This is a genomic window from Lactiplantibacillus daowaiensis (assembly GCF_005405085.1).
Classification (GTDB): Bacteria; Bacillota; Bacilli; order Lactobacillales; family Lactobacillaceae; genus Lactiplantibacillus; species Lactiplantibacillus daowaiensis.
Map to the genome: position 1 here is coordinate 106,766 of NZ_BJDJ01000008.1, position 11,115 is coordinate 117,880.

The following is an 11,115-nucleotide window of genomic DNA, read 5'->3' on the forward strand; positions in this document are numbered from 1 at the left end:
TAAATATTTGCATCCTGTCAAAATGGTGTTAGAGTATTCATTGAAGGTCAGGAAAGGTCAAACGAATGGTTAACTAACTGACCTGGTGCCATGTTAATTTTGAAAGGGGATTGTGATTATGGCTAATGAAATGATGAACCGCAACGACTTTGGGATGTTTGATCCATTTGCACGGTTGGCAGAAAACTTCTGGGCGCCGTTGGCTGAGACTGAAAATGTATTGAAGACGGATATTAGCGAAACTGATGACCAATATCAAGTTAAAGTCGATGTGCCTGGCGTTGATAAAAAGGACGTTAAGTTAGCTTATCGCGATAACGTTTTATCAATTAAGGTGCAAAAAGACAGCTTTGTTGACCATGGTGATCAAGATCAAAATATCGTCATGAATGAACGGCGTTATGGCAGCTTGCAACGTCAATATACGTTACCAAATGTTGCCACTGACCAAATTAAGGCCGTCCAAACAGATGGTGTGTTGACGATTACGTTACCTAAGTCCAAGCAAGCAACCGACAATAAAATCGAAATTCAATAACCTTGTATTTGAAATAACCGCGTCCTTGGTGACGCGGTTATTTTTTTGCCGCTAGGTCGTTGCTAATTGAGAAGACTCTCGGTATGATGGGAATGTAAGCGATTTCCATAACAACCCAAGCCCGCTTACAAGTGCTGATAAATAATTAAATCCGGGTTATTTCCCGGGAAATTACTGCAAATTAACCGAAAAAGTGTGTTAAGCTAGTTGACATGACAACTGCTTACATAAGGTTAGTTGATTTTAGATTTGGAGATGACTTTCATGGATGACGCAGAACGCGAGCGTGGACCATGGCATCGGAATTTAATCGTTTTGTGGTTTTGTACGTTTGTTGCTGGGATGGCGTTCAGTGAGATCATGCCGTTCCTCTCATTATTCGTTAGTCAATTAGGCGATTTTAATAAACAACAAGTGACCTTCTATAGTGGGTTAGCGTATGCGGCTGATTATGCCGTTTCTGCGATTTCGGCGCCACTGTGGGGGATCATTGCCGATAAAAAGGGCCGTAAGATCATGTTGTTGCGGGCTTCATTAGGGATGGCTGTGGCCATGGGATTAATGGGTTTTGTGACGAGTGTCTGGCAACTAGTGGCCTTACGCGCGTTACAAGGCGTATTTGCGGGCTTTATTTCAAATGCCCAAGCACTGGTCGCCTCACAAACGCCGCGCAAGTATAGTGGTCGAGCACTAAGTACCTTGATCACGGGTGCGGTTAGTGGGAACTTGTTTGGACCAGTGATTGGCGGTGTTTTGGCCCAATTATTCTCGATTCGTAATACGTTCTTTATTACGGCAGGCTTGTTAGTCGGGGCCTTTTTATTAAGCTTGTTCTTCGTGCAAGAACATTTCAAACCAGTCGAGCATCATCGCGAGCCTGGTGCGAGTCGCAATCCATTGGCAGCGTTTAAGAACCCAACTCTGATTATTATGATGCTATGTTCTACCATGATTGTACAATTAGGGAATGCATCCATTTCCCCCATTATTAGTTTATATGTTCAGGAGCTCATGCACCATACGGGTCCCATTACGGTCGTTGCGGGGATCATCGCGGCTTTGCCCGGGGTGTCAAACATTCTAGCGGCACCGCGTTTGGGTCGTTATGGTGATGAGCATGGTTCTGGTAAAGTGCTATTGTTTGGCTATATCTTTGCGGTGATTATGTACTTCCCACAAGGCATCGTGTCAAGCGTGATTACGTTAGGGTTGTTACGCTTTGCAATCGGGATCTCCGATGGGGCGTTGTTCCCAGAGATTCAGACACTAATTACGAAAAACACACCCGTCCACTTAACGTCGACCGTTTTCAGTTATAATCAGTCGTTTCAAGCGATTGGGAATATGTTGGGAGCGTTACTTGGTGGTGTGATTGCGGGGGCCTTTGACTATAATTCGGTCTTTATTTTTACCGCCGTGATGTTGTTAATTAACTTAGTTTTGATTTTATGGTTGGTTCCCGGTATCTGGAAGAAATCCGGTTCTATCGCGGAATAACCGGCTTGATCGTGCGGGTCGATTTGACCCGCACGATTTTTTTGTGGTCGCATGGTTGCATTTTGAGCAATGAACGCTTAACCTTAGTTTCATGAACATCGAATTAACCCAAGCCGCGGCTGACCAACAACGGGTCGCCATCTTTAAGGCATTAGCTGAGCCAAACCGGCTCCGGATCATCCGGGTGCTTTATCATGAACAACGTGAGATGACTTGCAGTGAAGTGGGGGCGCAATTGCAAATTAGCAAGTCCACGGTCTCGTATCATTTTAAAGCATTACGCCTGGTTGGTTTGACCAACACACGCCAAGTCGCGCAAACCAAATATTTATCGTTACAACAAGATACTTTTGACCGTTACTTACCAGGGTTCTTAGCAACCCTGTAATTTTTGCATTGCTAGTTCGATGGATATCGAATTAACAAACTAAAAGAAAGAAGCTAGCACACACATGACGAATGCACATAAACATAGCCGGTATTTGACCCTTGGGATGATGTTGGTCGCCACGAACATGCGACTCCCAATCACGATGATGCCTGGTTTGATCAGTAGTTTAAAACGGAGTTTAGGATTACCTAGTTCGATGGCGGGCTTATTGACGACGATCCCGTTACTGACGTTTGCGGCCATGTCACCACTGATTGCACATTGGGGGCGGCGCTTTGGCAATGAAGTCACGATTTATGTCATGTTGGTGATTTTAGCACTAGGTAGTTATTTACGGGTCGTGCCATCGATTTTGCTACTGTTACTGGGGACTTTATTGGTCGGGATTGGTGCGGACGGCGGTAATGTCTTGATTCCAGCAATCATTAAAGATAATTTTCCAACCAAGATTGGCTTAGCCACTAGTGAATATACTGTTTCAATGTTGTTGATCGGTTCGCTTGGGACAGGTATCTCGGGGGTCTTAGCGGCGCATTGGTCGCTACCAATCGTCATGGCCGTATTATCAGCTATCGGTTTGGTAAATTTAATCGTTTGGCTGCCCAATTTGAAGTATAATCATCGTGAACCTAGTCAACCAGTGACACATCGGCAGCCAACGGCCCATCCGAGTGTCTGGCGGACACCAGTTGCGTGGCTCGTCACGGCCTTTTTCGGCTTACAAGCCCTTGTTTATTATTCAATGCTGACTTGGTTACCAACGATTTTTATCGCCCACGGCTTTTCCGTAGTGGCGGCTGGTAACTTAGTGACGATCATGCAATTAGGTGGGTTACCAATGGCCTACTTAGTGCCGACGACAGCGGATAAGCGCTATGGGGTACCTTTAATGGTTGCCACAGTTGGTATCGGCTTTATCGGTGGGATTGCCGGTATTTTATTACCCGGGTTATCTTTTGGGGTTGCGACCGGCTTATGTGTGATCTTAGGGCTAGGATCTGGCGCCGCCTTTAACTTAGCCGTGGTTTTCTTCACCCGTAAGACCACTAACGGCTTTGAAACGGCGGATCTTTCCGGGATGGCACAATCGGCGGGCTACTTGTTGGCTGCCGTGGGACCGGTCTTATTTGGCTGGTTAGGCAGTCAGCTTGGCTGGAATCTTGTCATTTGGTTAGCAGTTGGACTTTCGGCTTTATTAACTTTGTCAGGAGTGATTATTAATCGTCATGAAAGTATCTATGAATAAACCATCATCACCATATATGCAAGCAGCTTTTATTACCCATACGGGTGGGCCTGAAATGATTCAAGTGGGCCAACAACCCGTGCCTAAAATTGACGCTACGGAAGTGTTGATCAAAGTTGCCGCTGTAGCGGTGAACCACGTCGACACTTTTGTGCGCAGTGGGGGCTTTAAGACGGCGATGACGTTTCCATTTGTGATTGGACGTGATGCGGTTGGGACTGTCGTTGAAACTGGTTCGGCGGTCACGACCATTCAAGTTGGCGACCGCGTCTGGACCAACAGTATGGGTTATGATGGTCGTCCGGGTGTGACGAGTGACTATGCGGCACTGCCAGTTGAGCGGGTCTTTTTGGCCCCGGCTGGTGTTGACGATTTACCTTTGATTGCGGCCGTACATTCAGCGGCAACGGCGACGATCTTGTTAACCGCCATTAGTGTCGTGAAAGCTGGGATGACAGTACTGATTGAAGGGGCCGCGGGGCATGTCGGTACGAAATTAGTTCAAGTCGCTAAAGCCCAAGGTGCGACAGTCATCGCCACGGCAAATCCACGTGACTTTGAGCGGCTAACCAAGCTTGGCGCGGATCAAGTCTTGGATTATCATCGTGACTTTGCTGCTGCAATTAACACGAAAGTCCAAACGATTGTTGATACCTCAGGCAAAGTGGCACTAACGACTAATCTGGCGCTGTTAGCGCAAGGCGGGACGATCGCGTTGATTACGGCACCCGCTAACAATCAATTTACGTTTAATGTCCGGGAATTTTATACGCAACAACAACACCTAGAAGGCTTTGTCATTAGTCATGCCAGTCTCAGCCAACTACAAGCGGCTGGGAAGTTGTTGAATCAATGGTTTGCCCAAGGCCGCTTGCTAGATGATGAGATTCAAGTCTTGCCATTTAGCCAGGCCAGTCGGGCCCATCAATTAGTTGAAACTAATGGCACTAAAGCGCGGGTCGTTTTAGTCCCCGATGAATTAGATGCCGAATAAGACTAAAAACCATCCTGAAAATAAAATCAGGATAGTTTTTTTAACGCTAATTTTCAGTTGGTTCAGCTTGTTCAGAAGCCAACATTTGTTTTTCAGCAACTTTGAAGAATGGGTAGTAAGCCGCGCCAGCTAAAACTAATTCAATTGCTGACCAAACGGCTGCCCGCCAATCCCAACCAGTGGCCATCAATGGGCCGATAATTGGTGGCATGGTCCATGGTACCATCGCGACTGGTGCTGAGATCCAACCAATGGTGATGAACAAGTATGACAAGGTGGCTAAGACCAATGGAACCACGATGAATGGAATCATCGTAATGGCGTTCATGACGATTGGAAAACCAAAGATGACCGGTTCGTTGATTTCAAAGAGGGCACTTGGAAAGGCGACCTTCCCTAAATCACGATACGTCTTACTCTTAGAGAACAACATCAATGCGACCAACGTAATGGTTGCCCCAGTCCCACCAACGTTAACGTAAAGGCTTGAGAAGCCGGCTGCGGTAACGTATGGCAATGGTTGGTGATGTGCTAAGGCCGTCCCGTTATCGGCTAAGAATTGTAAGAAGATTGGATCAGCAATTCCTTCCAAGGTCATATCGCCGTGAATCCCGCAGACCCATAAGAGGCTAACGAGTAACGTGTAAACTAGGATCCCAGGTAAGGTGTTCATCGCAAACAAGAGTGGATGGAAGATCGTTTGCACAACTTGGTTGATATCGATATGCAATGGCATCCGGACAAACCAGAATAAAAGTAAGATGACAAAGCCAGGGAATAAGGCGACGAATGAGTTTGAGACCGCGTCAGGTACCCCAGCCGGTAACTTGATGACGATGTTCTTTTTGACGAAGAAGTTGAAAATCGATACGGCAATAAACGCGGTAATAATAGCAGTAAACAATCCAGATGACGCAAAATTGTCCGTATCTAATTTGAATTTATTATTGAAAGAACTAATCACAAATGCCATGGTGGCTAACCCGGCCCCAGATAAGGGATCGATCTCTAAGGCTTTAGATAACTCGTAGCCAATCCCGATAACAGCTAACAGTGAAATGATCCCAAACGACCCATTGACCGCGACCCCAATCATATTCATATACGGTGCAATGAAGTTCGTCCAAGCTTTGATCGGAATATTACCGATGATTAAGAAGACACTCCCACTAATGATGGCTGGTAAAGTCAAGACCAATCCGTTCCGAACTGAAACGAGATATTTATTGTTGCCGACTTTGGCCATCGGGGGCATTAACGTATTTTGTAGCCAATCCATAAATTTATGCATCACAAACTCCTCCTTGGTTTTGATAAGCTGATAATAGGCTTCATATCAACGTTTGTAAACCCTTTCAATAGTGCGATATGAATATACTTATCGTGTTTTATAACCAACCAGTACCCTCAAACAGTATTTGTACCAACAAATTATGGTATAGACCAGATTATGAAAAAAAGCTTAAAAAAGGGTCGAAAAAAATTTTTTTATTACGCACAACTGTGCAAAAAAAGTCGCTTGGAATGATTAACCATTCCAAGCGACTTCAATTTAATGGCCTACTCGTAATAAGTTGCGGCCATTTGACTCATCATTTTCTTAAAGCGGCGTTTGCGGAACCAACCAAGTAAGGCGGCACCAATCCGATTATTCGCACGGGTGCGACTGTCCTTACCTAAAAACGTTTCGCCGTATTCTGGGATGGTTTGATTGGTATCGTTACGGGTGAACTGATAGTCAACACCGTAATGGTCACGCGGGGTTTCAAGTTCATATGCATACCGAATCCCGGGTTCGGCGTGAGTAATCTTTAAGTGTCCCTGCATCCCATTGGCCCACTTCTTGGTATACTGGTAACCTTGCAAACTTTGCTTAGGTGCCGGTTTACCGGTCTGTTGTTGAATGTCCGCGGCGGCAGAGCCAATCAACTGTTGGTAAATATACTCGACAGGTGCATTTAAGGTGAGTTTAATCCGCATGTTCTTGGCTCCTTTCAAGGTGAACGACCCGACGATACAGGCCGAAGAGGGCGGCGCAAATGACTAACCCGCAGCCGAGGGTTACCCACTGGCCAGTTGTACCAGCCAGGGGACTTAACACGACAGCTAATAAGGCGAGATTCATCCCGATGAGTAAACACTGCTTTAAGGTTTTCATGAGTTAACTATGCTCCAATCGAATCTGGTTTGATCTTGTTGGCAGCTTTGACAAATGGAATATAAATGGCAAAGGCAATCAGACCATTGAGAACTTGTAAGACAACTGAACGCCAGTCCATCGTTGCAACTAAGGCATTCATAATCGGTGGCATTGACCAAACGATGTTGTTAGTAATTGGTGAAACTAAACCGGCTGTGATAGCGCCATAGGCGATGGATACGGTTACAACTGGTGCTAAAACAAATGGAATAAAGTAGATTGGGTCTAAGACAATTGGTAACCCGAACATAACGGGTTCGTTAATGTTAAAGAAGCCTGGTCCAATCGCTAATTTAGCGACGGAACGTTGGTCGTCACGCTTACTGAACATCAAGATCGCGATCAATAAGAGCAAGGTTGAGCCGGCCCCACCGATCCAAGCGTATAAGTCGAAACAGTTCCGAGTCCAAAGGTATGGTAAGGCTTTATGTGCTTGATAAGCATTAACGTTAGCTAATTGAGCAGTCAACCAAATCCCATCCAAGATTGGGGCTAACACGTTGGAACCGTGAATCCCAAAGAACCAGAAAACTTGGACTAATAAGGTCATTAACAAGACGGCCCCGTAACCTTGACTCATGTTCAAAAGTGGTTCTTGGATAATCTTAGCGATCCATTCGATAACGGTGGTTTGACCAAAGTTACTGAAGAGCCAGTTGATGATCCCAACGACATAGAACGCAGCGGCGGCTGGAATAACCCCAGTAAAGGCGTTGGCAACAGCCGGTGGCACTGAATCGGGCATCTTAATCGTAATATGTTTCTTCATTAAATAAATATAGCAAGTACTTGCGATAGCCCCTAAGATCATAACCGTAAAGAAACCGTATGAACCAAAGTAGGTATTAAAGTTGAAATAGCCCCAAGCGGTAACTTTCTTGCCAGCAACCGCCATCCCAGAATCCGTTAAGATCTTGGTAGCCCCAGCACTCAAACTCTTGGTTAAAGTCCCAGTAAAGGTTTGTGGCAAGCTCATGATGAACGTCCCTAAAGTGACGATCCCACCAGTAACTGGTTCAACTTTATATTGAACGGCTAATTGGTAACCAAAGGTGAATGAGAAAATTAAGCCTAAAATTGCTAATGTCCCAGTCCAAACCATGGCATTGATGCCAATTAACCATTGCATTGAATTAACAAAACCCATCCAACCAAATTTCGTTGGAATATCGCGCACCAAGGCATTTAAAACGGTGGCGATTGACCCAGCCATCATGGCTGGCATAATTGCAATAAACGCGTCACGTAAAGCGACTAACCAACGTACTGCCCCGATTTTAGCCGCAACTGGTACTAAATGCTTATTGAGCCATTCAATAAATGAATTCATGATACCCTCACTCCTAATGTTTTTTACTGCTGTTCGTCGTATCGTTCCCCCGATACGATCCCCGTACTAATGTTGCAAGTCAATGTTTTCGGTATGGTAATACAACTCTAAATCTGGATAAACAAAGAATGTCCGTGAAAAGTTGAATACCGACCCATTGGCCAAGTAGTTGATCCCATCCAAACACATGGTTTTATCGCCTTCTGGTTCACCCACTAGCTTTGCGCGTTCCGCATCCAATCGGACTTGATGCACGTAGTTTTCCGTTGTACTACCGTAAATATCATAGGCTTCCCGTAAAAAGGCGAAGATTGAATGTTGGACACTTTCAGCCGATAAAAATGGGACAACCGCTTTTGGAAAGTAGGACTCTTCCAAGTCATACAGTGCATCTTTTAAATACCGTAACCGAATGACCCGGTGTAATTCATCACCGACTTCAATGTTGCCTTGCTTGGCTAATTGTTCATCCGCTTTGACCTTATCAAAGGTAATCACTTTCGATACTAATGGTCCCCCTTCGACCATTGCCGAACGGTCAAACCCAATTGACAAGTTTAAAACGGTTGCTGAAGCTTGAGGTTGTTTGATGATGAAATTACCACTACCTTGAACGCGGCGTAATAACCCATGCCGAAACACAACATCGATTGCTTTACGAATCGTACTCCGGCTGGCATCGAATCGCACCATTAGATCTTTTTCAGTTGGTAACTTGGTGTCATATTCATCCGCCATGATCGACTTAATAATCTCTTGCGCAATTGCATGATACATGTGGCAGCCTCCTTTCTTTTTAAAATTGGTAGGCACATATAAAACTTATGTCCACAAATATAATAGCATATTTTTTATGAAAGCGCTTTAAGATTGCGCATTTTATACCAAAGAATTTATAAGCAGGGTAAACGTTGGTTTAATCATGTTTATCGCTAGTCGACCGCTGATGATTTTAATGAAAAGTGCAAAAAAAAGTTAGTGTAAAACTAATGGTTAAACGGGTCAACATAATAAAATTTGTATTTATTGCTGACAAAATACTTGCCTTCTAGTTAGACGAAGGTCGTAAACTAACGCTATTGAATTTGAAAAACGGAGGTAAGCAAGATGGCAAGCTTACAAATTACAGCAGTTGTTTTAGTGGCCGTTGGATTATTGACCTTGGTTGGTGATCCCACTCAACCGCGGCGCGTGAAGCGCGGTAAATAAGTCCGGGCAAAATGGTTGACCTCGACTTGGCTTTAGGGACTACACTAGGGATGTAATTAAACCTAACTATCAATTAAGGAGTGTGGATTAATGACAACAATTAATGCGGCCAATGCGGGTACTTTCGCATTTGATCAGACGTTCAACGTGAATCGTTTAGGCTATGGGACCATGCAATTAACGGGTCCAGGCACTTGGGGGCCGTATCAAGATCCGGCCAATGGGATTAAAGTCATTCAAAAGGCATTAGCTTATGGTGTTAATTTCTTCGATACGGCTGATTCATATGGGCCTTGGTTTGCCGATCGATATTTAGCAGCTGGTTTAAAAGACGCCGCTAATCGCGATCAAATCTTTATTTCGGATAAAGTTGGTCAAACTAGACAAGGGCCTAATATTTGGACACCCCATGGTGAACCTCATTATTTGCGGCAACAAGTTGAGGTCTCGATGATGACGTTAGGTCTCGATCATGAAGACTTGGTGTTCTTACACCGCATCGACAGCCACTTCTCAATTGAAGCACAAGTTGGTGAACTAAAGCGACTCCAGGATGAAGGTAAAATCAAACACATCGGGCTAAGCCAAGTCACGGTCGACCAGATTAAAGCGGCCCAACAAGTGGCCAAAATCGATGCGATCGAAAACTTATATAATGTTGCTGATCATCATGATGATGATGTCTTAGACTACGCTGAAGCGCAAGGGATGGCCTTTTTACCATGGTTCCCGTTGGCAACGGGTAAGTTGGCAGAACCTGGGAGTGCCTTAAGTGCGATGGCCCAAAAGTATCAAGTCAGTCCGGCCCAAATCGCCTTAGCATGGCTTCTCAAACGGTCACCAAACGTGTTACCAATTCCGGGGACCAGTTCAGTTGACCATTTGGCGGATAACGTCGCGGCCGCTAATGTCGTTTTGTCGACGGCGGACTTTAATGAATTGAGCCAATTAAGTACGCATTAAAAGCAAAAGCGAGTTTGTGATGGCAAACTCGTTTTTTTGTTGGTCTTGTTTTTCAGGGCATAAAACGCGTAGAATAGTGAGATATCGACAAAAGAAAGAGGATTGAGAAACGATGAGTAACCGAATCATGAGTGCAAACCCAACCGTTTATTTGGCAGGGCCTTGGTTTACTGCCGGCCAACCCGAACGGTTAGCAAAGATCGAACAATTGATGGATGATTTGAAGATGACGTATTACAGTCCTCGTCTAGATGGGATTGATTTAACGCCTGATGCAACTGATGACGTCCGGAATGCAGTCTTTAAGGACAATGTTGATCACTTAAAGCAGGCGAAACTAGTAGTTGCCGTTATCGATGGTTTTGATACGGGGACCATTTGGGAAACTGGGACCGCTTATGGCTTAGATATTCCAGTGGCTTATTACTTGGAAACCTTAGGCGATGGCACGTTCAACGTGATGTTGGCCAAGTCTGGTCAAGCAACTATTCAAAATATGACTGATTTAAAAGCTTTCTTACAAGACCCAACTAGTGAGGCGTTCCAATATACTGGCGCGATTCGCTAAAAATAAAAACGCTTAGACAAATCGTCTAGGCGTTTTATTTGTTCGCTTTGAAGTTATGGACTAGTTTGGGGAAGACGAGCCGGTCAGCGGTCGCAATTAAAATGGCTCTATGATATTTGGTGTTGATGGATAAAATCCATCGACGCCTTTTTTGTAAAACAAACTAAAAAGGGCATACT

Annotated in this window: 11 protein-coding genes; 7 read left to right on the forward strand and 4 right to left on the reverse strand. The window is 44.8% G+C overall.

What is annotated here, in order from left to right; genetic code table 11:
* Window positions 1–118 precede the first annotated feature (118 nt).
* From FFM75_RS06765 to FFM75_RS06785, 5 genes are all read left to right on the forward strand, one after another.
* A complete protein-coding gene (locus FFM75_RS06765; RefSeq protein WP_137628432.1) occupies window positions 119–538 on the forward strand; it encodes an Hsp20/alpha crystallin family protein in 420 nt (139 codons plus the stop codon).
* A 264-nt stretch (window positions 539–802) separates the two neighbouring features.
* Window positions 803–2,035 carry an MFS transporter gene (locus tag FFM75_RS06770; RefSeq protein WP_137628433.1) on the forward strand — a complete coding sequence of 411 codons (1,233 nt, stop codon included), beginning with the start codon at window positions 803–805 and terminating at the stop codon, window positions 2,033–2,035.
* Window positions 2,036–2,126: 91 nt separating this feature from the next.
* Window positions 2,127–2,423, forward strand: coding sequence for an ArsR/SmtB family transcription factor (locus FFM75_RS06775; protein WP_137628434.1), 297 nt, complete (start codon window positions 2,127–2,129; stop codon window positions 2,421–2,423).
* Window positions 2,424–2,487: 64 nt separating this feature from the next.
* Complete coding sequence (locus tag FFM75_RS06780) at window positions 2,488–3,672, forward strand: CynX/NimT family MFS transporter (RefSeq protein WP_137628435.1); 1,185 nt, start codon at window positions 2,488–2,490, stop codon at window positions 3,670–3,672.
* 16 nt (window positions 3,673–3,688) lie between these two features.
* Window positions 3,689–4,666 (forward strand): NADPH:quinone reductase, encoded by a 978-nt coding sequence (locus FFM75_RS06785; RefSeq protein WP_137628445.1) that lies wholly within the window; start codon window positions 3,689–3,691, stop codon window positions 4,664–4,666.
* 46 nt (window positions 4,667–4,712) lie between these two features.
* Here the strand turns inward: FFM75_RS06785 and FFM75_RS06790 are convergent, their stop codons facing one another.
* The 4 genes from FFM75_RS06790 to FFM75_RS06810 all read right to left on the reverse strand — a co-directional run bounded on the left by FFM75_RS06790 (window position 4,713) and on the right by FFM75_RS06810 (window position 8,973).
* Window positions 4,713–5,957: a PTS sugar transporter subunit IIC gene (locus FFM75_RS06790; protein ID WP_137628436.1), complete on the reverse strand. Its 1,245-nt coding sequence runs from the start codon at window positions 5,955–5,957 to the stop codon at window positions 4,713–4,715.
* A gap of 269 nt (window positions 5,958–6,226) precedes the next feature.
* Complete coding sequence (locus FFM75_RS06795) at window positions 6,227–6,646, reverse strand: DUF3284 domain-containing protein (protein ID WP_137628437.1); 420 nt, start codon at window positions 6,644–6,646, stop codon at window positions 6,227–6,229.
* Between the two features lie 185 nt (window positions 6,647–6,831).
* Entirely contained in the window at window positions 6,832–8,196 is a 1,365-nt protein-coding gene (locus tag FFM75_RS06805; RefSeq protein WP_137628439.1) for a PTS sugar transporter subunit IIC, read from the reverse strand.
* 66 nt (window positions 8,197–8,262) lie between these two features.
* Window positions 8,263–8,973 carry a GntR family transcriptional regulator gene (locus FFM75_RS06810; protein ID WP_137628440.1) on the reverse strand — a complete coding sequence of 237 codons (711 nt, stop codon included), beginning with the start codon at window positions 8,971–8,973 and terminating at the stop codon, window positions 8,263–8,265.
* Between the two features lie 522 nt (window positions 8,974–9,495).
* On the opposite strand from FFM75_RS06810, the gene FFM75_RS06815 reads away from it, so the two are divergent.
* Window positions 9,496–10,368, forward strand: coding sequence for an aldo/keto reductase (locus tag FFM75_RS06815; RefSeq protein WP_137628441.1), 873 nt, complete (start codon window positions 9,496–9,498; stop codon window positions 10,366–10,368).
* A 112-nt stretch (window positions 10,369–10,480) separates the two neighbouring features.
* A complete protein-coding gene (locus FFM75_RS06820; RefSeq protein WP_137628442.1) occupies window positions 10,481–10,936 on the forward strand; it encodes a nucleoside 2-deoxyribosyltransferase in 456 nt (151 codons plus the stop codon).
* Window positions 10,937–11,115: the final 179 nt, after the last annotated feature.

What these genes read in the sequence shown, in the direction of transcription:
- FFM75_RS06765 (WP_137628432.1), top strand. Translation starts at nt 119, where the DNA reads ATGGCTAATGAAATGATGAACCGCAACGACTTTGGGATGTTTGATCCA.
- FFM75_RS06770 (WP_137628433.1), top strand. Translation starts at nt 803, where the DNA reads ATGGATGACGCAGAACGCGAGCGTGGACCATGGCATCGGAATTTAATC.
- FFM75_RS06775 (WP_137628434.1), top strand. Translation starts at nt 2,127, where the DNA reads ATGAACATCGAATTAACCCAAGCCGCGGCTGACCAACAACGGGTCGCC.
- FFM75_RS06780 (WP_137628435.1), top strand. Translation starts at nt 2,488, where the DNA reads ATGACGAATGCACATAAACATAGCCGGTATTTGACCCTTGGGATGATG.
- FFM75_RS06785 (WP_137628445.1), top strand. Translation starts at nt 3,689, where the DNA reads ATGCAAGCAGCTTTTATTACCCATACGGGTGGGCCTGAAATGATTCAA.
- FFM75_RS06790 (WP_137628436.1), bottom strand. Translation starts at nt 5,957, where the DNA reads ATGCATAAATTTATGGATTGGCTACAAAATACGTTAATGCCCCCGATG.
- FFM75_RS06795 (WP_137628437.1), bottom strand. Translation starts at nt 6,646, where the DNA reads ATGCGGATTAAACTCACCTTAAATGCACCTGTCGAGTATATTTACCAA.
- FFM75_RS06805 (WP_137628439.1), bottom strand. Translation starts at nt 8,196, where the DNA reads ATGAATTCATTTATTGAATGGCTCAATAAGCATTTAGTACCAGTTGCG.
- FFM75_RS06810 (WP_137628440.1), bottom strand. Translation starts at nt 8,973, where the DNA reads ATGTATCATGCAATTGCGCAAGAGATTATTAAGTCGATCATGGCGGAT.
- FFM75_RS06815 (WP_137628441.1), top strand. Translation starts at nt 9,496, where the DNA reads ATGACAACAATTAATGCGGCCAATGCGGGTACTTTCGCATTTGATCAG.
- FFM75_RS06820 (WP_137628442.1), top strand. Translation starts at nt 10,481, where the DNA reads ATGAGTAACCGAATCATGAGTGCAAACCCAACCGTTTATTTGGCAGGG.